Annotated in this window: 30 protein-coding genes; 12 read left to right on the top strand and 18 right to left on the bottom strand. The window is 70.3% G+C overall.

The genetic code is table 11. The features are described 5' to 3' along the window. The 3 genes from IV088_RS11365 to serB form a co-directional block, all read left to right on the top strand. Positions 1-869: TRCF domain-containing protein (locus tag IV088_RS11365; protein ID WP_291101923.1), on the top strand; the 869-nt coding region annotated here is incomplete at its 5' end. Positions 870-988: 119 nt separating this feature from the next. Further along, complete coding sequence (locus IV088_RS11360) at positions 989-1495, top strand: DUF4405 domain-containing protein (RefSeq protein WP_291101921.1); 507 nt, start codon at positions 989-991, stop codon at positions 1493-1495. A gap of 37 nt (positions 1496-1532) precedes the next feature. Further along, positions 1533-2261 carry a phosphoserine phosphatase SerB gene (serB, locus tag IV088_RS11355; RefSeq protein WP_291101919.1) on the top strand — a complete coding sequence of 243 codons (729 nt, stop codon included), beginning with the start codon at positions 1533-1535 and terminating at the stop codon, positions 2259-2261. Positions 2262-2286: 25 nt separating this feature from the next. Here the strand turns inward: serB and IV088_RS11350 are convergent, their stop codons facing one another. Further along, the gene (locus IV088_RS11350) at positions 2287-2619 is read right to left on the bottom strand and encodes a hypothetical protein (RefSeq protein ID WP_291101917.1); all 333 of its coding nucleotides are present in this window, start codon (positions 2617-2619) and stop codon (positions 2287-2289) included. Between the two features lie 194 nt (positions 2620-2813). Here IV088_RS11350 and IV088_RS11345 point away from each other — a divergent pair, with 194 nt between their 5' ends. Genes IV088_RS11345 through IV088_RS11330 form a run of 4 tightly spaced genes read left to right on the top strand, consistent with a single transcriptional unit; the run spans position 2814 to position 4795 of the window. Further along, positions 2814-3254 (top strand): DUF3106 domain-containing protein, encoded by a 441-nt coding sequence (locus IV088_RS11345; protein WP_291101915.1) that lies wholly within the window; start codon positions 2814-2816, stop codon positions 3252-3254. A 4-nt stretch (positions 3255-3258) separates the two neighbouring features. Then, on the top strand, positions 3259-3906 hold the full coding sequence (locus tag IV088_RS11340) for an RNA polymerase sigma factor (RefSeq protein WP_291101913.1): 648 nt from the start codon (positions 3259-3261) through the stop codon (positions 3904-3906). After that, positions 3903-4250: a hypothetical protein gene (locus IV088_RS11335; protein WP_291101911.1), complete on the top strand. Its 348-nt coding sequence runs from the start codon at positions 3903-3905 to the stop codon at positions 4248-4250. Before IV088_RS11340 ends, IV088_RS11335 begins: the two co-directional genes overlap by 4 nt. 5 nt (positions 4251-4255) lie before the next feature. After that, complete coding sequence (locus tag IV088_RS11330) at positions 4256-4795, top strand: redoxin domain-containing protein (protein WP_291101909.1); 540 nt, start codon at positions 4256-4258, stop codon at positions 4793-4795. Between the two features lie 9 nt (positions 4796-4804). Here IV088_RS11330 and IV088_RS11325 read toward each other — a convergent pair whose 3' ends face one another. Next, entirely contained in the window at positions 4805-5164 is a 360-nt protein-coding gene (locus tag IV088_RS11325; protein WP_291101907.1) for a translation initiation factor Sui1, read from the bottom strand. A gap of 78 nt (positions 5165-5242) precedes the next feature. On the opposite strand from IV088_RS11325, the gene IV088_RS11320 reads away from it, so the two are divergent. Further along, on the top strand, positions 5243-6502 hold the full coding sequence (locus IV088_RS11320) for a DEAD/DEAH box helicase (RefSeq protein ID WP_291101906.1): 1260 nt from the start codon (positions 5243-5245) through the stop codon (positions 6500-6502). 45 nt (positions 6503-6547) lie between these two features. Here the strand turns inward: IV088_RS11320 and IV088_RS11315 are convergent, their stop codons facing one another. Together IV088_RS11315 and IV088_RS11310 are read right to left on the bottom strand one after the other, a co-directional pair. Beyond that, positions 6548-6883 carry a DUF6172 family protein gene (locus IV088_RS11315; RefSeq protein ID WP_291101904.1) on the bottom strand — a complete coding sequence of 112 codons (336 nt, stop codon included), beginning with the start codon at positions 6881-6883 and terminating at the stop codon, positions 6548-6550. A 54-nt stretch (positions 6884-6937) separates the two neighbouring features. Beyond that, complete coding sequence (locus IV088_RS11310; protein WP_291101902.1) at positions 6938-7279, bottom strand: hypothetical protein; 342 nt, start codon at positions 7277-7279, stop codon at positions 6938-6940. Between the two features lie 39 nt (positions 7280-7318). Here IV088_RS11310 and IV088_RS11305 point away from each other — a divergent pair, with 39 nt between their 5' ends. Next, entirely contained in the window at positions 7319-7918 is a 600-nt protein-coding gene (locus tag IV088_RS11305; RefSeq protein ID WP_291101900.1) for a 3'-5' exonuclease, read from the top strand. Between the two features lie 10 nt (positions 7919-7928). Here IV088_RS11305 and IV088_RS11300 read toward each other — a convergent pair whose 3' ends face one another. Then, a complete protein-coding gene (locus tag IV088_RS11300; protein ID WP_291101897.1) occupies positions 7929-8153 on the bottom strand; it encodes a DUF3820 family protein in 225 nt (74 codons plus the stop codon). Next, a complete protein-coding gene (locus tag IV088_RS11295; protein WP_291101895.1) occupies positions 8150-8998 on the bottom strand; it encodes an alpha/beta fold hydrolase in 849 nt (282 codons plus the stop codon). Before IV088_RS11295 ends, IV088_RS11300 begins: the two co-directional genes overlap by 4 nt. 93 nt (positions 8999-9091) lie before the next feature. On the opposite strand from IV088_RS11295, the gene IV088_RS11290 reads away from it, so the two are divergent. After that, positions 9092-9685, top strand: coding sequence for a lysophospholipid acyltransferase family protein (locus IV088_RS11290; protein WP_291101893.1), 594 nt, complete (start codon positions 9092-9094; stop codon positions 9683-9685). A gap of 83 nt (positions 9686-9768) precedes the next feature. Beyond that, a complete protein-coding gene (locus IV088_RS11285; RefSeq protein WP_291101891.1) occupies positions 9769-10200 on the top strand; it encodes a hypothetical protein in 432 nt (143 codons plus the stop codon). A 72-nt stretch (positions 10201-10272) separates the two neighbouring features. Here IV088_RS11285 and IV088_RS11280 read toward each other — a convergent pair whose 3' ends face one another. Continuing rightward, on the bottom strand, positions 10273-10779 hold the full coding sequence (locus tag IV088_RS11280) for a GNAT family N-acetyltransferase (RefSeq protein ID WP_291101889.1): 507 nt from the start codon (positions 10777-10779) through the stop codon (positions 10273-10275). Position 10780: 1 nt separating this feature from the next. Beyond that, positions 10781-11971: a PLP-dependent aminotransferase family protein gene (locus tag IV088_RS11275; protein ID WP_291101925.1), complete on the bottom strand. Its 1191-nt coding sequence runs from the start codon at positions 11969-11971 to the stop codon at positions 10781-10783. A gap of 135 nt (positions 11972-12106) precedes the next feature. Here IV088_RS11275 and nth point away from each other — a divergent pair, with 135 nt between their 5' ends. After that, a complete protein-coding gene (gene nth, locus IV088_RS11270) occupies positions 12107-12742 on the top strand; it encodes an endonuclease III (RefSeq protein WP_291101887.1) in 636 nt (211 codons plus the stop codon). Here nth and IV088_RS11265 read toward each other — a convergent pair. From IV088_RS11265 to bioA, 10 genes are all read right to left on the bottom strand, one after another. Next, entirely contained in the window at positions 12739-14034 is a 1296-nt protein-coding gene (locus IV088_RS11265) for a DUF445 domain-containing protein (protein ID WP_291101885.1), read from the bottom strand. The two genes, nth and IV088_RS11265, sit on opposite strands and share 4 nt — an antisense overlap. Positions 14035-14052: 18 nt before the next feature. Further along, the gene (locus tag IV088_RS11260; protein ID WP_291101883.1) at positions 14053-14607 is read right to left on the bottom strand and encodes a histidine phosphatase family protein; all 555 of its coding nucleotides are present in this window, start codon (positions 14605-14607) and stop codon (positions 14053-14055) included. Further along, the gene (locus IV088_RS11255; protein ID WP_291101881.1) at positions 14604-15416 is read right to left on the bottom strand and encodes an adenosylcobinamide-GDP ribazoletransferase; all 813 of its coding nucleotides are present in this window, start codon (positions 15414-15416) and stop codon (positions 14604-14606) included. The genes IV088_RS11260 and IV088_RS11255 overlap by 4 nt, the downstream gene beginning before the upstream one ends. Positions 15417-15531: 115 nt before the next feature. Next, the gene (gene cobT / locus IV088_RS11250; protein ID WP_291101879.1) at positions 15532-16599 is read right to left on the bottom strand and encodes a nicotinate-nucleotide--dimethylbenzimidazole phosphoribosyltransferase; all 1068 of its coding nucleotides are present in this window, start codon (positions 16597-16599) and stop codon (positions 15532-15534) included. A 3-nt stretch (positions 16600-16602) separates the two neighbouring features. Continuing rightward, on the bottom strand, positions 16603-18141 hold the full coding sequence (locus IV088_RS11245) for a cobyric acid synthase (protein ID WP_291101877.1): 1539 nt from the start codon (positions 18139-18141) through the stop codon (positions 16603-16605). Further along, entirely contained in the window at positions 18138-19241 is a 1104-nt protein-coding gene (locus tag IV088_RS11240) for an aminotransferase class I/II-fold pyridoxal phosphate-dependent enzyme (protein ID WP_291101875.1), read from the bottom strand. The genes IV088_RS11245 and IV088_RS11240 overlap by 4 nt, the downstream gene beginning before the upstream one ends. Then, positions 19238-20206 carry an adenosylcobinamide-phosphate synthase CbiB gene (cbiB, locus tag IV088_RS11235; protein ID WP_291101873.1) on the bottom strand — a complete coding sequence of 323 codons (969 nt, stop codon included), beginning with the start codon at positions 20204-20206 and terminating at the stop codon, positions 19238-19240. Before cbiB ends, IV088_RS11240 begins: the two co-directional genes overlap by 4 nt. Continuing rightward, positions 20203-21450, bottom strand: a complete 1248-nt coding sequence (gene bioF / locus IV088_RS11230; protein ID WP_291101871.1) for an 8-amino-7-oxononanoate synthase — start codon at positions 21448-21450, stop codon at positions 20203-20205. The genes cbiB and bioF overlap by 4 nt, the downstream gene beginning before the upstream one ends. Further along, positions 21428-22141, bottom strand: coding sequence for a dethiobiotin synthase (gene bioD / locus IV088_RS11225; protein ID WP_291101869.1), 714 nt, complete (start codon positions 22139-22141; stop codon positions 21428-21430). The genes bioF and bioD overlap by 23 nt, the downstream gene beginning before the upstream one ends. Continuing rightward, positions 22131-23270, bottom strand: a 1140-nt coding sequence (bioA, locus tag IV088_RS11220; RefSeq protein WP_291101867.1) for an adenosylmethionine--8-amino-7-oxononanoate transaminase, incomplete at its 5' end; no start/stop codon positions are given. The genes bioA and bioD, both read right to left, overlap by 11 nt.

Below are 23270 nucleotides of genomic sequence, written 5' to 3'. Positions count from 1 at the left end.
TGTGCTCGACCATCATCGAGACCGGCATCGACGTGCCCACGGCCAACACCATCGTCATGAGTCGCGCCGACAAGTTCGGCCTGGCCCAGCTGCACCAGCTGCGCGGCCGCGTGGGCCGCAGCCACCACCAAGCCTACGCCTACCTCATGGTGCCGGACATCGAAGGCCTGACCAAGCAGGCCGCGCAGCGGCTCGACGCGATCCAGCAGATGGAAGAGCTGGGCAGCGGCTTCTACCTCGCCATGCACGACCTGGAAATCCGCGGCGCCGGCGAGGTGCTGGGCGAAAACCAGAGCGGCAACATGCTGGAGGTCGGCTTCCAGCTCTACAACGAGATGCTCAACGAAGCCGTGCGCTCGCTCAAAGCCGGGCGCGAGCCGGACCTGCTCTCGCCGCTGTCGGTCACCACCGACATCAACCTGCACGCCCCCGCCCTGCTGCCCAGCGACTACTGTGGTGACGTGCACCTGCGGCTCTCGTTCTACAAGAAGCTCGCCACCGCCAAGACCACCGACCAGGTGGACGCGCTGCTGGAAGAGATCGTGGACCGCTTCGGCAAGCTGCCGGCCCAGGCGCAGACGCTGATCGACGTGCACCGCCTGCGTTGCATCAGCGCACCCTACGGCGTGGTCAAGGTCGATGCGGCGCCAGGCGTCACCAACATCACCTTCAAGGCCAACCCGCCCATCGAGCCGATGCGCATCATCGAGCTGATCCAGAAAAACCGGCACATCAAGCTCGCGGGCAACGAGAAGCTGCGCATCGAGCGAGCACTGCCCGAGGTGAAAGACCGGGTGCAACTGGTGCGCGACGTGCTGCGCTCGCTGGGGCAACCGGTGAAGGCCCCCGAGCCGGCTGGAACCGCTTGATCCACGTCAAGGTCTGAGCGATCCCTGCCCCGGTTTACACGGTATTCACACACCGGCCAGGGTTTGTTCATGGCACCGACGGAAACTGGCTGCGTCGCAACAGCCATCGGAGGAACGCCATGAACCTGAACCCCCACCGCCCATGGATCACGCCGGTCGTGATCGGCGCCTTTTTCCTGTCCGCCATCACCGGCGTGCTGATGTTTTTCCATTTCGATTCGGGCCTGAACAAGACCGCGCACGAGTGGCTGAGCTGGGCCATGGTGATGGGCGTGGCGCTGCACGTGCTGCTGAACATGCCGGCCTTCAAGCGCTACTTCAAACAGACGCCGGGTCGCGTGATCATGGGCCTGTTCGCCGTGGTGCTCGCCCTGAGCTTCATCCCCGCCGGCGGCAGCGGTGGCAACGACCCCGGTTTCGCCCCCCCGGTGCGCGCCCTGGCCAAGGCCCCGATCACCGTGCTGGCCCAGGTGGCCGGCACCAGCACCGAAGACATGAAAGCCAAGCTGCAGGCCGCCGGCCTCACCGTGACCAGCGACCAGCAGTCGGTGGCCGACCTGGTGGGCAGCGATCTGAAGGCGCAGATTGGCACGATGACCCAGGTGCTGGCACAGCCCAGGTCCTGAATCGAACGAGCATCCCGGCATCCGCAATAATTCCGGGATGACCTCTTCCCCCACCGAATTCGCCCCCGGCCTCACCGTTCAGGGCTTCACGCCGCCGCTGAACCTCAAGGACTTCAAGCTCATCGCATTCGACATGGACTCCACGCTCATCAACATCGAGTGTGTGGACGAAATTGCCGACGCCGCTGGCCGCAAGGCCGAAGTGGCCGCCATCACCGAAGCCGCCATGCGCGGCGAGATCACCGACTACAAAGAGAGCCTGCGCCAGCGCGTCGCGCTGCTGCGCGGCGTGACCGTGGCCCACATGGAACAGGTGCTGGCCGAACGCCTGCAGCTCAACCCGGGCGCCGAAGCGCTGGTGAAGGCCTGCAAGGCCGCAGGCCTGAAAGTGCTGCTGGTCTCGGGCGGTTTCACCTATTTCACCGACCGCGTGCGCGACCGGCTCGGCATCGATTTCACACGATCCAATGTGCTGGAAATCGAGAGTGGCCCCAACTGCGGCCAGCTCACCGGCCGCATGGTGGACCAGGCCTGGGGCGACATCTGCGACGGTGCCGAAAAGCGCCGCACGCTGCTGGAAGTGGCCTCGCTGCTGGGCATCGAACCCGGTCAGTGCATCGCCATGGGCGACGGCGCCAACGACCTGCCGATGATGGGCGTGGCAGGCCTCTCGGTGGCCTATCACGCGAAGCCCAAGGTGCGTGAGCAGGCCATGGTCGCCATCAACGAGGGCGGGCTCGACCGCCTGCTCGAAGTGCTGCGCTGATCCTCAAGGCCACACAAGGCGTCCCTCAGCCTGCCGTGCGGCGGTTGTGCTTGGTGCGGCGGATCTTGTGGCTGGCGCGGTCCTGCGCCTTCTCGATGCGCACGGCTTCCCGGCCCGTCACCTGACCGTCCGCCTCGATACGGCCTTCGAGCCGGTTGATGTGGCGCTGCTGTTGCTCAAGACGGGCCTGCTCCACCGGGGTGATCTGACCAGACCCCACCCCCTGGGTGATGCGGTGGGACTGGCGGGCCTGCCGGTTGTCCACGCGTTGGGACTGCAGGTCGCCCGCTTGCGCCTGAGCAGCGAACAGGGTCAGGCCGAGGGCGGCGGCGGTCAGGGGTTTGAGCCAGTGGTTCACGGTGCTTCCTTTGGGTTGGGGTGTCGGGGCCGGGGTGGCCCTCGCCTGCTTTGAACCAGCACCGGACCCGCGGCTTACGCTACCGAGGCTCAACCCGTGTAAAACGCTGGGGTATGGCGTAAGAACCCAAGCCGGGCGGGGTTGAAGCGGTGGCAGACACTCCGTTCCCGCCCTCCGTCCCGTCCCTTGTCCACATGAACCACACCTTCTGTTCGCTGCTGGTCCGCTGGCTGGCCTGCGGCGCCCTGCTGTGCAGCGCCGTCGCGCAGGCCGCGCCCCTGACCGCGCCCGACGCGCGCGAATGGTCGCGCCTCAGCCCCGCCCAGCAGGCCGAGATCAAGCGGCGACTCAAGGACGCCTCGCCCGCAGAACGCCAGGCCTTCCGCCAGCGCCTGCGCGAGCAGCTGGAGACGCTGACACCCCAGGAGCGGCAGGCCCTCATCGAACAGGCCCGCCAACGCTGGCAGGCGCTGACCCCCGAAGAAAAACGCCGCCTCGCCGACGAGCGCCGCGATCAGGTGGGCCAGATGACCCTGGCCGAACGCCGCGAGCTGCTGCGTCAGCGGCGCGACATGCTCAACAAGCTCAGCCCGGCCGAACGGCGGGCCCTGCGCGAAAAACTCCCGACCAACTGAACCCATGAGCGAACCCCCTGCCGCCGTGGGCCTGAGCGCCTCCCTCCAGGGCCTCGGTCGCTGGGTCGGCCGCGCGCTGGCGCCCGGCCCGGCGAGCGTGCCCCGTGGTGATGGCTGGGCACTGTGGCGCGCGGCCTGCGACGGCCACGCGCCCAGCGCCCGAGACCTGGTCCACCAGCTCACCCCACAGGCCATGGGCCTGGCCATGCAGATGCTGGCGCGGCGCGAAGACGCGGAAGACGTGGTGCAGGAATCGTTTCTGCGCCTGTGGAACAGCCAACCGAGCGACACCCACGGCGCCGCGCTCGGCACCTTCTTCAACACCATCGTCATCAACCGCTGCAAGACCTGGCTCACCCGGCGCCGCGAACTCAGCGCCGACCCCGAACAGCTGGCCGAGCTGTCGGACGCCTGGCAGCACGACCAGGCGGACGCTCCCGACAGCCTGCCCGCGCTGAGCGCCACCCAGCTGCAGACCGCCATGGCGCGCCTGCCCGCGCGCCAGCGCATGGCCCTGGCCATGTGGGCCTACGCCGACGCCGACGTGGCCGACATCGCCCGCTCGATGGAACTTGACCGCAACGCCGCACACCAACTGCTGCACCGGGCGAAGACCGCCCTCCGACGCCAGCTCCAGGAGAGCACCCCATGAACACCCGTCCCACCCCGTCCGAACCCGACAGCGACGCCCGCCTGAAACAAGGCCTGCGCGACGCATTCGTGCGCTCGCCCGACGAGGGCCTCGCCGCGTTGGAGGCACGCGCCATGGCTCAATGGCAGCAACGCAGCTCCGCCGCCCAGCCCGTGGTCCACGCCGGACCGCTGGCCACCGTGCAGGCCGGCTGGCGCGAGCTCCCTCGGGTGTGGCGCGGCGCGTTGATGGTGGTGGTGCTGGCGACGCTGCTGTGGCTCAGGCCCTGGGCGCCCGCCGAGCCGGGCATCGACGAACTGATGCAGCCCGACGTGCTGTCGCTGATCACCATGGGCGAACTGTGAGTGTGTTGAAACACCTCCTTTCCGCGCTGCGCCGCAACTGGAAGTCGCACCTCGGCACCCTGTTGATGGTGCTGGTGATTTTCGCTGGCGCGCAGGCCTGGCAGACCCGCCACGTGCCTTCGGGCTCGGCGCCTGATTTCAGCCTGACGCTGATACAGCCTGACGGAAGCCGCCAGGAGACCAGTCTTGCCGCCTGGCGCGCAGCCCGTCCCGGCCAGCCGGTGGCGCTGCACGTCTGGGCCGACTGGTGTCCGATCTGCCGCACCGAAGAACACAGCGTCACGCGCCTCTCGCGCGACCACCCGGTGCTGACCGTGGCCATGCAGTCGGGGCCTGCCGACAGGGTTCAGAAGGTGTTGGTGCAGCGCCAGCTGCCCTGGGCCACCGCGGTCGATCCGCGCAGCGACATTGCCCGCTCGCTCGGGGTGGCCTCGGTGCCGGCCTTCATGGTGGTGGACACCCAGGGGCGCTTGCGCACGCCCACGGCCGGCTACACCTCCGAGCTGGGCATGCGCCTTCGGCCGTGGTGGGCGCGCTTCTTCTGACGCTGTCGTTCAACCGCCTGAACGCTTGACGCTGTGACCTTGGGCCTTCAATGTGGCGATCACCCGTTCGATGTGCTCACCCTGGATCTCGATCACGCCGTCTTTCACCGTGCCGCCACTGCCGCAGGCCGCCTTGAGCTGCTTGCCCAGCGCGGTCAGTCCGGCCTCGTCCAGCGCCACGCCCTTGACCAAGGTCACCGCCTTGCCGCCGCGCCCCTTGGTCTCGCGCGACACGCGCACCGTGCCGTCGCCTTGAGGGATGGCCTTCTGACCGCAGGTGCACTGGGCGACCGGCTGACGGCAGCCGGGACACATGCGGCCGGACTCGGTCGAATACACCAGCCCGCCTGACAACAACTTGTTTTTCATGGGCACGCATCGTAGCGCGGGCCACCTCAGAATGCCGCTCAGAGGGCCGCCCGTTAAACTGGGCAAAAGACACCGCACATGCCATTCACCTCCCTCGGGCTTGTCCCATCCCTCGCCCAGGCCGCCGCCGATCTCGGTTTCACCGCGCCCACCCCCGTCCAGACCGACGCCATTCCGGCCGTGCTCGCCGGCGGCGACCTGCTCGCCACCGCCCAGACCGGCTCGGGCAAAACCGCCGCCTACGCCCTGCCTTTGCTACAGCGCTGGCAAGGGCAGGACGCAGGCGGCCCCGCGCACACGCCGCGCCGCGTGCGCGCGCTGGTGCTGGTGCCCACGCGCGAGCTCGCGGCCCAGGTGGGCGAGGTGCTGCGTTTGCTGGCCGAGAAGCTGGCGCCCCGGCCCAAGCTGATCGTGGCGTTCGGCGGTGTGTCCATCAACCCGCAGCTGATGGCGCTGCGCGGCGGCGCCGACGTGGTGGTCGCCACGCCCGGGCGCCTGCTCGACCTGGAGGAACACAACGCGCTCAAACTGGGCGCGGTGGAGCTGCTGGTGCTCGACGAGGCCGACCGCCTGCTCGACCTCGGCTTCGCCGACGAACTCTCGCGCGTGCTGGCGCTGCTGCCGGCGCAGCGGCAGAACCTGTTTTTCTCGGCCACGTTCCCGCCGGCGGTGGAAACGCTGGCGCGCGAGCTGCTGCACGAGCCGCTGCGCGTGGACGTGCCCTCGCCCGCGCAGGACGAAGCGCCCGTGGTGCTGCAACGCGCCATCGCGGTGGACGACAAGCGCCGCACGCAGTTGCTGCGCCAGTTGATCAAAGACAACGGCTGGCAACGCGTGCTGGTCTTCGTGGCCACGCAATACGCCGCCGAACGGCTGGCTGGCAAGCTGCACCATGGCGACATCTATGCCACCTCGTTCCACGGCGGCCTGAGCCAGGGCGCGCGGCAGCAGACGCTGAAAGAGTTCAAGGAAAAGCGCTGGGACGTGGTGGTCACGACCGACCTCGCCGCGCGCGGCCTCCACATCGACCAGTTGCCAGTGGTGGTGAACTACGACCTGCCGCGCTCGGCGGTGGACCACGTGCACCGCATCGGGCGCACCGGCCGTGCGGGCGAAAGCGGCCTGGCGGTGAGTTTCGTGACCGCTGCCACGCTGGCGCACTGGCAGCTGATCGAGAAGCGCCAGGGCATGAGCCTGCCGCTGGAACACATCGCCGGCTTCGAACCCGCCGACCCGGCCCCGCCAGCCGAAGCGGGCACGGGTGGGATCAAGGGCAAGCGCCCGAGCAAGAAAGACAAGCTGCGCGCCGCTGCGGCGGCACAAAAAGGCGAGGACTGAGGCCGGGCTGAACCACGCCCCTGCCGGTGCTGGGCCAGCCGGATGTCAGGCGGCTTCGTCGTCGGGGTCTGTGGCCTGATCAGGCGCTGAGCCCGGCGCACGCGGCTGGCGCACACCCGGCTTGGCCAGCAGCTCCACATAACACTGCACCGCGCCCTCTTTCACCAGCGCGTCCAGTGCGCCGATCAGCTCGGCCGGGTGCACGGTCTGCGCGCTGTCCTTGTCGGCGCCGAAACGGCAGTCGAAGTCCCAGAAGTGCGCGCCCTCGGGCAGGTCGCGGCGGCGCTCGCGCTTCATGTACTTGCGGATCTCGTGCTTGACGGCGTCGAGCACGCGGTCCGGGTGTTTGCCTTCGGGGCGAAGCTCAAAAATTTTTCTCATGGGAGGTCCTGCAAAGGGTGGTGGCGCCCTGGAAGGACGTGAAGCGGACCCGGATTATGAGGGCAGCACGATCTGGTAGCCGCCTTCGTCCAGATGCCGGTGCGGGCCGAACACGGCCTCCATGGCGGCCGCCTCGGCCTGTTGCCAGGTCTCCAGCACCAGACGCTCGTCCACCGTCAGCGCCTCGGTGTCGGGCACCTCCCCGTGTTGCCCCACGATGTTCAGGTAGGCGCTGTACACCGGCGCCACCATGGCCGCGTCGCCCAAAGCCGCCTCCAGCGCCTCGCGAAACAGCCGCTCGGCCGCCTGCCGTTGCCCGGGCTGGGTGTCGTCGGGCACGTAGAGTTTGAGGGTGTAGGTCATGGGGCGGCGGGCGGCGCGGGGAGCGCGTTGCACAATGGCCCGATTATCCGTGTGCCCACCGCTCTGCCCTCCATGAACACCACCCGCCCCACCCCGAGCAAGGAAGAAATCGCCCTGCTGCCCGAATTCCGCCGCCTCGGGCTGCACCAGATCACTCTGGTGGACAACGCGCCACAGGCGCGCGAAGCTGCGGCTGCGCTGCGCGATCACGCCGACTGGGGTTTCGACACCGAGAGCAAGCCCACCTTTTTCAAGGACCAGGTGTCCGATGGACCACACATCGTGCAGCTCGCCACCCGCGAGCAGGCCTGGGTGTTCCAGCTGCACGACCCGGCCTGCCTGGAGCTGGTAGCCGGTCTGCTGGCCGACGGCCGCCACACCAAGGCCGGCTTCGGCCTGGGCGACGACACCAAGCGCATCAAGTCCAAGCTGCTGGTGGAACCCGCCGGCGTGCTGGAGCTCAACCACATTTTCCGTGAACAGGGTTACCGCAAGGACATGGGCGTCAAGGGCGCGGTGGCGGTGCTCTTCAACCAGCGTTTCATCAAGTCGAAGAAGGCGGCCACCTCCAACTGGGCCAACCCGCGCCTGAGCGAAGCCCAGCTGGTCTACGCTGCCAACGACGCCTGGGCGGCGGCGATGGTGCACCAAGCGCTGGTCGCCAGCACCTGACCGTGCCCGATCAGGGCCGTTTTTTCCGCTCCCTCAAAGGGAGCAACAGGTCGCTCAGCCCGTTGTGGTCGATCTCGTGCATCAGCGCGATCAGACGACCGATGTCGCCCTTGGGAAAACCCTCGCGCGCGAACCAGTTGAGGTAGTTGCCCGGCAGGTCGGCGATCACGCGGCCCTTGTATTTGCCGTAGGGCATCTCCACCGTCAGCAGGCGCTCCAAGTCTTCGGGGTTCACGTGGCGTTCGCCTCCTCGGTGGGCGACGGCACCGGGCTCCGGTCCAGCCAGGCGCGCAGCGTGGCGTTGAACTCGGCGGGCTTCTGTTTCATCATCCAGTGCCCCGCGTCCAGCCCTTTCACTTCACAGCCCGGTGCGGTCGCCAGCTGCGCCAGCCAGCGCGCGGAATGGAACATGAAGGGTTTGCGTTTGCCGAAGAAGAACAGCGTGGGCAGCTTCGGGCCGAGCAGCTTGTCGACCCGCGCCACGCCGCGCAATCCGCCGAACGACCCGAACCACTGCATCGCATACGGGTAGTTCATCTGCCAGCCGATGTGTTCGGGCGGCGTGCGGCAGCCAATCTGGCGCGCCATGAACCGCGTCATGCGGGTGGCGAGGCCGGGCAGCGCCGGTCCGAGCTTCCAGGCCACGGCCAGCCAGAGCTGGTAGCCCGCGATCATCAGCTTCTCTTTGGCCGTGAGCGACTTGAGGTAGGCCCCGGTGTTGGTGTCGCCGATGTCGGCGCCCGCCACGCGCGTGACCCGGTGCAGGTGGCGCGCCGCGTACTCGTAGCCGAAGAAACAGCCCCAGTCGTGCAGCAGCAGCGTCACCGGCTCGTCCGGACTCAACGCGTCCACCACCGCCGCGATCAGCGTGCACATCCCGTTCACCGACACAGGGCGCGCCGGCTTTGACAGGTCATACCCCGGCAGCGCAAACCGCACGCAGCGGTGGCTGTCGCGCAAGGCCGCCACCGTCTCGTCCCAGAGCGCAGGGGAATCGGGCCAGCCATGCAGCATCACCACGGTCGGGCCGCTGCCTTCGACGAAGACCTCAAGGCCCTGCACATTCAGCGATGTCGGCATGCATCCGTCTCCTGGTTTTCGGGTGGTGCGCGATGGTAGCGTGCGTGCCGACAGCGCCGGTCGCGCCCGCGTCATCGGCGATACTGCCCGCCCATGCACCGCACCATCTTCACCACCCCGGTCGTCAACACCGTGCTGCGCGGACTGTCGGTGGCGTTTCTGCGGCTCACGGGCTGGACCATCGAGGGCGCGCTGCCACCGGGCGCGGCCAAGAGCGTGCTCATCGCCGCGCCGCACACCAGCAACTGGGACCTTCCCTACACGCTGATGGTGGCTTTCGCGCTGCGCCTCAATCCCTACTGGATGGGCAAACAAAGCATTTTCAAACCGCCGTTTCGCGGCCTCATGATGTGGCTGGGCGGCATCCCGGTGAACCGGGAGCAGTCCACCAACCTCGTGGCCGCCTCCAGCCAGGCCCTGATCGACGCCGACGGCCCGCTGCAACTCATCGTGCCGCCCGAAGGCACGCGCAGCAAGGCCCGCTACTGGAAAACCGGCTTCTACTACATCGCCCTCGGCGCCCGGGTGCCCATCGTCATGGCCTACATGGACTACGCCGCCAAACGCAGCGGCCTCGGGCCGGTGTTTGAACCCGCCGGCGACATCGAGGCCGACATGGCCGCGATCAAGGCGTTTTACAAGCCGTTCAAGGGCCGCAACCCCGACCAGTTCGAGCCGGCTGACTGAACCGGCCGTGCCGCGTGTAACATGTTGACTTCCTGCTGCACGCGCCGTGTGCGGGCCGGAGCCCAACTGCTTGCGCCATCAGCGTGCCCAAACGACCGTCCTCCGCCAGCGACACCCTGTACGCCCTGTCCAACAGCCTGATGGACAGCCTGCGCGACAGCGTACAGGCTGTGCTGGGCGTGGAGAAGGTGGTGCACGATCAGGAAGCCGTCGCCCGCATCCGCCAGGCCATGATGGCGCTGCACGGCGAAGCCGGTCTCGACCACAACCCCCACCTGCACCGGCAGATCGCGTCCACACAGGACGCGGAAGGCCTCTGGTACGCGCGTGCCGAGCTCTACGCCGACCTCTGCCAGCTGCACGATGAAACCCACGCCGTGCGCTCCCTGGAATCGCTGCTGCCGCTGTTCCACGGCAGCCTGCCCAGCGGCCTGCTCAAGACCCGCACACCCGGCGCAGGGGCTCGCGGGCCCTCGTTCGCCGGGCACTGGTTCGCCCGCCGCCGGAAACGCTGAGGCGCTGCGGGCTCATCCCGAAGCCGCGTTTCACCCTGGCCATGGGAGCGCTCCTGTGGCGCCAGATTCGGTTCAGGCCGTCGCGCCAAAGGCGCCATGGAAGGTCACCGTGCCCTGCGGCAACCCATCGGTGAACGGCAACACCATGAAGTATTCCGGTGGAATGCCCGGGTACACCAGTTGCGGCTCCGGGCGAAAACCAAAGCGGCGGTAGTAAGCCGGGTCGCCCACCAGCATGATGCCCACCGCGCCCTGATCGCGCAGCGCCTTCATGGCGGCGTGCATCAGCGCCGAGCCGAGGCCCTGGCCCTGCAGTGCCGGCAGCACCGAAATCGGCCCCAGCCCATGCCAGCCCGGCGTGCCGTCGGCGATGACCACCGGCGAGGTGGCCACATGCCCCACCAGCGCCCCGTCCTGCTCCGCCACCAGCGACACGCTCATCGCCCCGGCGCGGCGCAGCGCGTTGACGATGAAGGCTTCGGTGTGGCTGGTGTGGGGCGCGTTGAGGAAGGCGGCCGTGGTCAGGCTGGCGATGGCCTCTGCATCCGACGGCCTTTCCGGCCGCAGCAAGCGGTTCATGTCACACCGCCTGGCCCAGGCGCCCCACGCCTTCTTCAATCTTCTCCACCCCCACCGTGGCAAAGCTCAGGCGCAGGGTCGCGTGATCGGGGTTCGACGCGAAGAATGGGGCGCCGGGCACGAAGGCCACGCCTTTTTCGATCGCGCGTTTGGCCAGCTCGCCGCCGTCGGCCACCTTGCCACCCTTGCCGGTGAGGCGGGCCCAGACGAACAGGCCGCCTTGCGGTTGCACGAACTCGATGGCGTCACCCAGCTCGCGCCGCAGGGCGTTGCCCATGGTCATCGCGCGTTCGGCGTAGACGGCGCGCACCTTGGCGAGCGTGGCGGGCATGCGGCCGGCCTTGAGGTACTGCGCGGCGGTGGCCTGGGCGAAGGTGCTGGTGTGGGCGTCGCTGAACTGTTTGCACATGGTGGCCTTGGCCAGCAGCTCGGCCGGGCCCACCATCCAGCCCACGCGCAGGCCAGGGCTCAGCACCTTGCTGAGTGAACCGCAGTGCACCAGGCGCTCGCGGCTGCCGGGCACGCTGGCGCTCAGGGCCAGCAGGCTGGGGGGCGGGGCTTCGCCGAAGTAGAGGTCACCATAGGGGTCGTCTTCCACGATCAGCGTGTTGTGCTTCACCGCCATCTCCAGCACCTGTTTGCGGCGCTCCAGGCTGAGCATGGCGCCGCTGGGGTTGCCGAAGGTGGGGATGAGGTAGACGAACTTGGGCTTGTGCTCTTCGATCAGCTTTTCAAGCTCGTCGGTGTCCACACCGTTGCCGTCCACCGGCGCGCTGATCAGCTCGGCACCGTAGAGGCGGAAGCACTGGATGGTGGCGAGGAAGGTGGGGCCTTCGACGATGACCTTGTCGCCGGGGGACACCAGGGTCTTGCCCAGCAGGTCCAGCGCCTGCTGGCTGCCGGTGGTGACGATCAGGTCGTTGGCGGTCACGCCCTGGTTGCCTTTGCTGGTCATGAAGGCGGCCAACTGCTCGCGCAGCGGGTTGTAGCCCTCGGTGGCACCGTACTGCAGCGCGCCGCCGGGCTCTTCGGTGAGTGCGGCGTTCACGGCTTCGCGGATGCCGTCCACGTCGAACATCGCGCTGTCGGGGAAGCCACCGGCGAAACTGATGATGCCGGGCTTGCCGAGCAGCTTGAAGAGTTCGCGGATGGCGGAGGTTTCGACGTTGTTGAGGCGGTCGGCAAAGGGCAGCTGAAAGGTCATGGCGTGGTGTCTCGAAGGTTCACGGGAGGAGCGCGGAACGCGTGCTGACCGCATGTTAGCGCCCTGACCGGGGCCGGCCCCGCCGCACAGCGCGCGGGGCCGGCCCGCACTACACTGCGCGCCATGAAACCCGCGCAGATCCAGGCGTTCTTCGCCACCCTCCAGGCCGCCAACCCCCACCCGGTCACCGAGCTTGAATACACCAGCGTGTTCGAGCTGCTGACGGCCGTGCTGCTCTCGGCCCAGGCCACCGATGTGGGCGTGAACAAGGCGACGCGCAAGCTGTTCCCGGTGGCGAACACGCCGCAGAAAATCCTGGCGCTCGGGCTCGACGGGCTGGAGAGCTACATCAAGACCATCGGCCTGTTCCACAGCAAGGCGAAGCACCTGATGCAGACCTGCCAGATGCTGGTGGATCGGCACGGCGGCGAGGTGCCGCGCACGCGCGAGGCGCTGGAAGCCCTGCCCGGCGTGGGCCGCAAGACGGCCAACGTGGTGCTCAACGTGGCCTTCGGCCAGCCCACCATGGCGGTGGACACGCACATCTTCCGAGTCAGCAACCGCACCGGCTTGGCGCCGGGCAAGACCCCGCTGGCGGTGGAGCAGCAGTTGCTGAAACGCGTGCCGCCCGCCTACGCGGTGGACTCGCACCACTGGCTGATCCTGCTGGGGCGTTATGTGTGCCAGGCCCGCAAGCCGCTGTGCCACCAGTGCGCGGTGTCGGCGTACTGCGATTTCAAGCCGAAGACGACAGGCTAAGGTTGCATCCAGGACCGTACCAGCGGGAGGTCCATGGCGATCACCGTGGCGGCATGCAGCAGCAGCCCCACCAGCGCCCCCACCAGCGTGCCGTTGATGCGGATGAACTGCAGGTCGCGGCCGATGTGCTCTTCGAGCACCCGGCTCATGTCGTGTGCGTCCCAGGCTTCCACCCGCTGCGCCACGAAGCCGACGATGCCCTCGCGGCCGCCCTCCAGCGCGCGCAGCAGCACCTGCTGCGCCTGCGCGTTGAGCCAGCCGCGCAGCGTGGCGTCGGCCAGCAGCTGGCGGCCGGCGGTCTGCACCACGCTGGCGTAGCGCTCGGCCAAGGCGCTGTCGGGTTGCTGGGCCTCGTTGCCCAGGCGCTGCATCACCTCGTGCCACCAGGCTTCGATGGGTTCATTCCACTGCGGCTGGTCCAGCCAGGCGTCGCGCCAGGTGGCCACGCGGGCCTGCCAGTCGGCGTCGGTCTGCAGGCGCTGGATGGATTCGGCCATCCACGCATCAAATCGGTGGCGCAGCTCGTGCTCAGGGTCGGCCGCCACGTCGGCCAGGGTGTGGGTGAGCGCGGCCACGAGCTTGCGCGTCGCCAGGCGCGCGGCCATCTGGTCGAGACCCACGTACTTGAGTTGTTTGAGTTCGCCCGCGATGCGCTCGGTGAGCTGCTCCTGCACGCCCTCCTGTTCGGCCCAGTGCGCCATTTGCTGCAGCAGACCGTTGAGCCATTGCTGGTGGTGGCCGTGCGCGGTGAGCGCCGCCAGCGCCTGCCCGCCGAGCGTCGCCACGTCCACCTGGCGCAGCAGGCGTTGGGCGAGTTGCGCCACCCACTGGCGCACCAGCGTCTGATCGAGCGCGTTGAGCAAAGCCGGTGTGGCCTGCTGCAGCCACCGCCCCACGCGGGCAGCGGACTCGGGCTGCGCCAGCCAGCGGCCCAGTTCCTGCCCCACGTCCCAACGCGTCAGCATGGGGCGCACGTGTTCGGCGGTGAGGAAGTGCGTGCCCAGGAAGCGCGCGAGCTGCGCGCCCAGCCGGTCCTTGTTGGCCACGATGATGGCGGTGTGCGGGATCGGCAGGCCCAGCGGGTGGCGGAACAGCGCCACCACGGCGAACCAGTCGGCCAGCGCGCCGACCACCGCCGCGCCGGCCGCCGCCGCCACGTAACCCCAGGCGGGGTGCTGTGGGGTGAGCAGCGTGGCCACAACGTACACCGCCGCCGCGAGCAACAGCAGGCCGAGCGCCAGCGCCTTCATGCGGGCGAGGCTGGCGCGGGGGGTTGAGGGCGGGGTGTCCATGGACACAGTGTGCCCTGATCAGAGGTTGATGCAGCAGTGACCGCCCGGCTCGGGCGCTTCGCGCGGCCACTGCGCCACATCAGCGATCGGACCGCGCCCCTGCGTGGCCACGAACTGCGCCGCGCGGATCACCCCCGCGTGCGTCACCCACACCGCTTCGCTCGCGCCGCTCTCGCGAAGCCCCTGCAGCGCGTCGGCCACGCGGTCAATCACCTGCTGCGTGCTCTCGGCGCCGCCGAAGCGGTGGTGGGCGAAGTCGGCCATCCAGGTGTCGAAGGCGGCGCGGGGCACGGCGTCCCAGCGCTGCAGCTCCCAGTGGCCGAAGTCCATTTCGTTCAGGCGCGTGTCGGTGATGACCGGTCGCAGATCGGGGCGCAGCGCCCCCAGCGCGTGGGCCAGTTGCTGCGCGCGGCCCAGGCCCGACACCCAGACCGGCAGCCCCTGCGGCAGCAGCGCGGCAGCAGCTTCGGCGGCGGCCTGCGTGAGCGCGGCGCCCGCCGGCACGTCGCTTACGCCGTAACAGAGCCCGGCGTCGAGCGTGACGCGGGCGTGGCGCAGCAGCCAGAGTTTCACGGTGCGACCGCGGGCAGCGAAAAAGCCAGCGCCAGGTAAAACGCCAACTCGCACACCTGCTGCGTGGCGCCCAGGCCGTCGCCGGTGAAGCCTTGCAGGCGGCGGCGCAGCAGGCGCCACATCCAGGCCAGGCCGATCAGCGCGCCCAGCACGGCCTGCGCCCAGCGCACGGTGGGCAGCAGGTACAGGACCAGCGCCATCGCCAGCCCCCACCAGACCAGCCCCACCACGAGGCCGCCGAGGCCGATGCTCTCGGCCAGCGGCTTCGATTTGGAGAGCGGGGTGTCGCCCACGTGGGGCAGCGTGTGGATGACGAACAGTGGCATGAGCCGGGAAGTCACATGCCCGGCCAGCAGCGCCAGGGCCGCCACCGCCGCGCCCCCGCTCTGCGCGATCAGCGCCAGCAGCGCGACCTTGCCCAGCAGGGCCAACACCAGCGCCACGGCGCCGTAGGAACCGATGCGCGAATCTTTCATGATCTCCAGCGCGCGCTCCCGACTCACCGCGCCGCCCAGGCCGTCGGCCGTATCGGCGAGGCCGTCTTCGTGGAAGGCGCCGGTCAGCATCACGCTGAACACGGTGCTGAGCAGCGCCGCGACCCAGGGCGCCGCCGGTTGCGCGGGCAGGAACCACCACACGCCAGCGAACACCGCCGCCGTGGGCGCTCCGACGACCCAGCCCACGCCGGGGAAGTGCGCGGCGCTGGCGCGCAACATGGCCGGGCTGAAGCCCACCCAGGCCGCCAGCCGGCCTGTCACCGGGATGCGGGTGAAGAACTGGAGGGCGATGAAAAAATGCCGAAGGGGCATGAACACCCCCCTGCGCCGCTGCGCGTCGTCCCCCCCGGGGGGGGCAGCCTGTGGCCCGGTGGAGCCGGTTTCTCGGCTGCCTGGCTCGAAGTCACCGTTGTCCACGGCCTCGACCTCAGACCTGGGCAGCGCCGACGACCGGCGCCTCGTCCTGCCGTGACACCCCCGCCGATTCAAAACTCGCCATCTCGCGCAGGATCGCGCAGGCACTCACCAGCAGCGGCCAGGCCATGGCCGCGCCCGAGCCTTCGCCCAGGCGCAGACCCAGATCAAGCAGCGGCTCGGCGCGCAGGTGCGAGAGCATGAGCGCGTGGCCGCGTTCGCCCGAGCGGTGCGCGAACACGCAGCGCTGCAGCACGGCAGGCTGCAAGGCCGAAGCCACCAGCACGGCGGCACTGGCGATGAAGCCGTCCACCACGATCACGCGGCGCTCGCTCGCGGCCTGCAGCACCGCGCCCACCATGGTCGCGATCTCGAAACCGCCGAACGCCGCCAGCGCGTCCAGCGGGGTCTTGGCGTCGGCGTGGCGATCCAGCACCTCGCGCAGGATGCCGATCTTGCGTTGCACGGCCTCGGCGTCGAGCCCGGTGCCAGCGCCGGTGCAGTCGGCCACGGCCAGTCCGGCCAGACGCGACAGCAGCATGGACGCGGCCGAGGTGTTGCCGATGCCCATCTCGCCCAGCAGCAGCGCGTTGCCCGGCAGCGCCTTCACCAGCGCGGCCCCGTTGGCCAGCGCGGTGTCGCGCTGCGCGGCGCTCATGGCCGGGCCTTCGAGGGCGTCCGCCGTGCCGGGCGCGACCTTGTGGACCACGAGACCGGCCCGGGGTGCGAAGTCATGCCGCACGCCGCAGTCCACCACCGTGAGGCCGATGCCGTGCTGCCGCGCGAGCACGCTCACCGCCGCGCCGCCGGCCAGGAAGTTCTCGACCATCTGCCAGGTCACGTCGCTCGGGTAGGCCGAGACGCCGCGCGCGGCCAGGCCGTGGTCGCCGGCAAACACCACGAGCTGCGGGTCTTTCAGCTCGGGCGCTTCGCTGCCGAGGATCAGGCCGATGCGCTGCGCCAGCGCCTCGACGCGGCCGAGCGAACCCAGTGGTTTGGTCTTGTTGTCCAGCAGGTGCTGCAGGCGCGCGGCCAGCGCGGGCTGGGCGATGTCGTGGAGGGTGGGAATGGCAAAGCTCATGGTTCAGTCCGGTTGGATGAGGGATTGCAGCACGCCGGGTTCGACGTGTTGTTCGATGAAATCGGCGAGACCGTCGAACACGCTGTCGAGCGTGGGCGCGCTGGCGCCGAACAGCGCGTGCAGCACGCGCGGGTCTTCAAACAGACCGTGCAGGTAGACACCGAGCACGTTGCCGGCGTCGTTTTGCCAGCCCAGGCCGTGAGGCAACACGGCGCGCGCCACGTCGCCCTTGGCGGCCATGGCCGGGTGCTGGGCGGTCTGCCCGTGGTGGATCTCGTAGCCGGCGGCTTTCACTGAGGAGAGCGCCGCCCAGAGGCCGGCCAGCGCGGTGAAACGCGTCTGCGTGTGGCGCACGGTCTTCTGCGGATCGAACGCGGTCACCAGCGGCAGCAGGCCCAGGCCGGGCGCGTTGCCGTCGATGCCATGCGTGTCGATCAGTGCCTCGCCCAGCATCTGCAGCCCACCGCAGATGCCCAGCACCGCCCCGCCCGACGCCGCGTGTTCGGCCACGGCGCGGTCCAGCCCCTGCGCGCGCAGCCAGGCGAGATCGGCCACGGTGGCCTTCGACCCCGGCAGCACGATCCAGTCGGCGCCGGCACAGTCGGCCGGGCTGCGCGCCCAGACCAGGCGCACACCGGGCACGTTCTTCAAGGGCTGGAACTCGTCGAGGTTGCTGATGCGCGGGTAGGCGATGACGGCGATGGTCTTGCTCACCGCGCCGGACGCCCGTGTCTTGTCGTCGAAGACACCATCTTCCTCGGGCAGACCGTGCTGCCACCACATCGGCAGCGTCGCCACGGTGGGCACGCCGGTCAGGTCCTGCAGCATCTGCGGGCCGGGCGCGAGCAGCGCCGCGTCGCCACGGAACTTGTTGAGCACGAAGCCTTTGATCAAGGCGCGCTCGCCTTCAGGCAGCAGCGCCCAGGTGCCGTAGAGGTGGGCGAAGGCACCGCCCCGGTCGATGTCGGTCACGAGCAGGCATCGCGCCTGCGCGTGGCGCGCGATGCGCATGTTGACGATGTCGCTGGCGTGCAGGTTGATCTCGGCCGGTGAGCCCGCGCCCTCGATCACCACCACGTCGTTCTCGGCACGCAGCGCGTCCAGCGCGGCGGTGATCGCTGGCCAGACCTTCTCACTGCGGCCGCGCCAGGGCATGGTGGAGAGTTCTTCGCTCACCTGCCCCATCAGGACCACCTGGCTGCGCGTGTCGGCCTCGGGCTTGAGCAGCAGCGGGTTCATGCGCACCTCGGGTTCGGCGTTCGCGGCGAGCGCCTGGAAATACTGCGCACTGCCGATTTCGCCACCGGGCAAGCGATCTTCCGCAGGGCCGCCCCAAGGAAGATCAGCCCCCTCGGGGGGCAGCGACCCGCGTGAGCGGCGGAGCGTGGGGGCCACCACCCGGGCGTTGTTGCTCATGTTCTGCGCCTTGAACGGCGCGACCTTGAGACCCTGGCGCGCGTAGTGGCGGCACAGCGCCGTGGTCAGCCAGCTTTTGCCAGCACCGCTGGTGGTGCCGAGCACCATCACACACACCGCTGTCATGATTCGAAAGCCCCCCTGCGCCGCTGCGCGTCTTCCCCCCGGTGGGGGGACGCACCTGGTGGCCCGGCCAAGCCGGTTCCATGGGTGCCCTGAACATGGTTTCCCTTCGCTCCAGGGTGGACGGGGGCTGGCCTGCGGGCCTGATCGCACAACGCCACGGCCAGCGCGGACTGCGCGGCGGGCGGCAACACGCCCAGGCGCCAGTGGCCCGGCAGGCCCAACGAGGTGGTGTCGCGCAGTTTGATGCCTTGCGCACGCAGCGCGGGCATGTCCAGCGCGCACGGCGACCGGGCGCAGAAATAGTTCGCTTCGCTCGGCAGGCACACCCAGCCGAGTTCGCTGAGCAGCGCGATCTGAGCCGCTTTCCATGTGGTCAGTTGCTCGCGGCTCTGCGCCAGCCAGCGCTGGGCGTCGGCCTGCACCCAGGCCGCGAGCATCGCCACCGCATGGGCACCGAGCGGCCACGAGGGCGCCAACTGTTCGAGCGAGCGGGCGAGGGCCAGGCCGTGCAAGGGCGCGATGGCGTAGGCACCGCGCACGCCCGTCAGACCCATCGCCTTGTTGGGCGACCAGAGTTGCCACACGCGGTCCAGCGCCTCCGCGCTCAGGCTGCAGTGCCCGCTCAGGCGCAGCGGCTCGTAGGCCCGGTCGACCACCACCACACCGCCCTGCTCCGCCACGGCGTTCGCCATGGGCTCAGCGGTGCCCAGCGGGCTGGACGGTTCGCACAGCCAGAGCAGGTCGGCCTGGGCGGGCTCGTTCACCCGCTGCAGGCCCCATGCCTTCGAGGCCTGCGCGTAGTCGCCGTAGGACAGTGCGGGCAGCCACACCCGCCGCCCGCCCGAGCGCGCCACGGCGGCCGTGACGCGCGCGATGAACTCGCTGGCGCTGCCCGCGACCACGATGCGCTCGACCGCCACACCGTGGAACGCGGCGAGCGCACCGCGCAGGGCGGTGTAACCGGGGTCGGGGTAGTGCTGCGGGTCGGCCCGCTGCACGGCGGCCAGCGCCATGGGGCACGGCCCGACGGCGTTGGCGTTGGTGGAAAAGTCCCAGCGGGGCACGCCCAGGGCATCCGGGCCGCCGTGTGAAGGGGTCATGCCCAAACCCTTCCGGCGGCGCACAGCGCCACCCCACCGGCCAGCAGCGCCAGCCCGCCCACCACCCGGCCCGCCAGTTGCAAGGCGCGCGCGGTGTCGGCCGCCTGCGGGCTGCGGCCGGCCGGGTGCAGGGTGTACACGCCGGGTTTGGCCAGGCTCACGTCCAGCGCCAGCGCCATGGCGGCCATGGGCCAGCCGCTGTTGGGCGAGGGGGTGAGGCCGGCTTGTGCGCGCAACTCACGCCAGCGCCCGGCCGCACCGAGCAATCCGGCCGTGAGGCGCGCCGGCAACCACGACAGCACGTCGTCGGCCCGCGCGGCCCACTTGCCCGCCCAGGTCCAGTCGCGGCCCTGGCGCTCGCCGCGGTAGCCCCACATGGCGTCGGCCGTGTTGGCAAAGCGGTAGAGCGCGGCGCCCGGCAGGCCGGCCACGGCGAACCAGAACAGCGGCGCGACCACCGAGTCGTTGAGGTTTTCGGCCAGGGTTTCGATGGCGCTCTCGCGCACCTGGGCCGTGTTCAGCGGGGCCACATCGCGGCTCACCAGCCAGGACAGGCGTTCGCGTCCGGCCGGCAACGATTCGCCCAGCGCCGCCTCCACCGCCCGCACCTCGTCGCGCAGCATGCGCCAGGCCAGCAGCGGCTTGAGCAACAGGCCCAGCGCCAGCGCCTGCAGCCACCCCGGCACCGCGCCCAGCGCACGGGCCAGCGCCCAGGCGCTCAGCGCCACCAGCGCGGCACCCAGCAGCCAGGCCAGGGCACCGCGCGAGAACACGCGCCACCGGTCGGCTTGTGGGGTGGGCACCTGGGGTGCGATGCGCTCGCCGGCCCAGCCGAGGTAGCGCCCCATCCCCACCACCGGGTGCCAGCGCGCCGCCGGCTCGCCCCACAGGCGGTCCACCCCCAGCGCCACCAGCACCGCGAGGGCGCCCACGGCCACCGGCGACAGCGCCTGCGGGTCGGTCATGGCGCGGCGCCCTGCAGCGCGGCGGCGTCGGCCAGGGCCAGCCGCCCGGCCGCGGCCGAGCGCAGCGCCGCCAGGAGCCGGTCCACGTCGTCGGCCTGGTGCGCGGCCGACAAGGCGATGCGCAAGCGGGCCGTGCCCTCCGGCACGGTGGGCGGGCGGATCGCGGGCACCCACAGGCCCTGTTCTCGCAGGCGCGCCATCACGTCCAGCGCAGCTTCGTTGTCGCCGATCACCAGCGGCTGGATCGCGGTGTCCGAGGGCATCAGGGCCCAGCCGGCGGCGTCCACCGCCGCGTCGGCGCCGGGCGCGAGACCCGCGCGCAGCTGCGCGATCAGCGCGGCCAGGTGCTGGCGGCGGCGCTCGCCCTCGGCGCCGAGCACGCAGCGCAGCCCGGCGCGCACCGCCTCGGCCAGCAAGGCCGGCGCGGCGGTGGCGTAGGTGTAGCTGCGGGTCTTCTGCAGCAGCCACTCGACCAGCCGCTCGGGCCCGGCCACGAAGGCGCCCGCCACACCCAGCGCCTTGCCCAGCGTGGCCATGTAGAGCACGCGCGGCGAAGCGCCCGCGCCGGTGAGGCCGGCGGCGGCCAGCGCGCCACGGCCCTGCGGCCCGAGCACGCCAAAGCCGTGCGCGTCGTCGAGCAGCAGCAAGGCATCGTGCCGCTCGCACAGCGCGTGCAGGCCAGCGATGTCGGCCACGTCGCCGTCCATGCTGAACACCGCGTCGCTGATCACCAGCTTGCGGCGCGCCGGGCTGGCCGCCAGCAGCGCGTCGAGCTGCTGAAGATCGGCATGGCGGTAGCGGTGCACCGTGGCTTTGGACAGGCGCGCGCCATCGATCAGGCAGGCGTGGTTCAGCGCGTCGGAGAACAGCGCGTCGCCCTCGCCCACCAGCGCGGGCACGATGCTCGCGTTGGTGGCGTAGCCGGCGTAGAAATACAGCGCGCGCGGCAGGCCCACGGCCTCGGCCAGCTCGCGCTCCAGCGCGGCGTTGGCCACGCTGTGGCCGCTCACCATGGGCGAGGCCCCAGAACCCACGCCGTAGCGGTCCACCGCGGTGTGCACCGCCTGGCGCAGCAGCGGGTCTTGCGCGAGGCCCAGGTAGTCGTTGCTGCAGAAGGCCAGCAGCGACACGCCGTCCACGTTGAGCCGGGCACCCGGCTCGGGCGTGACCGCGCGGCGCACGCGGCGCAGCGACTGCGCGTCCAGCGCGGCCAGCCGTTCATCAAATTCGTTGAGCCAGCTCATGGTTTTCCTTTGTTTGCCAGGTTGCAGGCAGGTCCAGCACGATCTGGCGTGCATCGGGGGTTTGTGGGTGCCAGGGCACCACGCCCAGCAGCGGCGCGGCCAGGCGCTGGCGCAGCGTTTGAATGTTCTCGTCCCGGCAGGCCATGGCCGGGTCCACGGTGTTGGCCACCCACCCGGCCAAGTGCAGGCCGTCGGCGCGGATGGCTTCGGCCGTCAGCAGCGCGTGGTTCAGGCAACCCAGGCGCAGGCCGACCACCAGCACCACCGGCAGGGCCAGCGCCACCGCCAGGTCGGCCAGGGTTTCGTCTTCGTTGAGTGGCACGCGCCAGCCGCCCGAGCCCTCGACCAGCACCACGTCGGCCAGGCCCCGCAGCCCGCGGTGCGCCGCCACCAGCTCCGCCACGTCCACACGCCGACCCGCGCGCGCGGCCGCCAGGTGCGGCGACAGCGGCTCGGGCAGCGCCACCGGGTTGTCCAGTTCGGGCGGCACGGCCACGGTGGACGCGGCACGCAGCGCCAGCACGTCTTCCGCGACCCAGGAGCCGTCGCGCAGCACCAGGCCCGCCGCCACCGGCTTCATGCCGACCACGCGAGCATGGTGGCGCGCCAGCGTGTGCAGCAGCGCGGCGCTCACCAGCGTCTTGCCCACGCCGGTGTCGGTGCCGGTGACGAAGCAGCCGTCAAACGCCATCGGGCACCCCGCTCACCGGCGCCGGGCTGGTTTCTTCGGCCAGCGTGGCGTCGAGCGCGGCCATCGCGCCCCGGGCCAGCAGCTCGCCCTCGGCCTCGTCGATCACATAGGGCGGCATGGCGTACAGCGTGTGGCCGATGGGGCGCAGCAGCAGCCCCTGCGCCAGCGCGTGGCGGGCGTAGCGGCGACCGAAGTCGGGCAGGCTGCTCGCCACGTCCCACGCGAAGACCATGCCGCGCTGGCGCGCGTGGCGCACGCGAGGGTGGGCCGTGAGCGGCGCGAACTGCGCGGCCAGGCGCTCGCTGGTGCCCAGGTTCTGGCGCAGCGCGTCGGTCTGCTCAAACAGGTCCAGCATGGCCAGCGCCGCGCGACAGGCCAGCGGGTTGCCGGTGTAGCTGTGCGAGTGCAGGAAGCCGCGCGCCACCTCGTCGTCGTAGAAGGCGGCGTACACCGCGTCGGTGGTGAGCACCACCGACAGCGGCAGCGTGCCGCCCGTCAGGCCCTTGGAGAGGCAGAGAAAGTCGGGGCGAATGCCCGCCTGCTCGTGCGCGAACAGCGTGCCGGTGCGGCCAAAGCCGACCGCGATCTCGTCGAGCACCAGGTGCACCTGGTGCTGGTCACACAGCTCGCGCGCACGCCGCAGGTACACGGGGTCGTGCATGGCCATGCCGGCGGCGCACTGGATCAGTGGCTCAATGATCACGGCGGCGGTCTCGTGCGCGTGTTCGGTCAGCCAGTCGCCCAGGGCGGCCGCCGCCCGCTCGGCCACGTCGGCCGGGGTGTCGCCGGGCGCGGCCTGCCGCGCGTCGGGGCTGGGCACGGTGGCGGCCAGGCGCACCAGCGGCGCGTAGGCCTCGCGAAACAGCGCAATGTCGGTCACGGCCAGCGCGCCCACGGTCTCGCCGTGGTAGCCGCCGGCCACGCCGACAAATCGGCACTTGCCTGCCCGGCCCGCGTTGCGCCAGTGGTGCGCGCTCATCTTCAGCGCGATCTCGGTGGCGCTGGCGCCGTCGCTGCCGTAGAAGGCGTGGCCCAGGCCGGTGAGCGCGGCCAGGCGTTCGGACAGCTCAACCACCGGCGCGTGGGTGAAGCCGGCCAGCATCACGTGGTCCAGGGTGTTGAGCTGGTC

This window comes from Hydrogenophaga sp. (assembly GCF_018780075.1).
Lineage (GTDB): Bacteria > Pseudomonadota > Gammaproteobacteria > Burkholderiales > Burkholderiaceae_C > Hydrogenophaga.
Note: the sequence above shows the minus strand (reverse complement) of the source record. Positions and strands in the feature narration are given on the sequence as shown.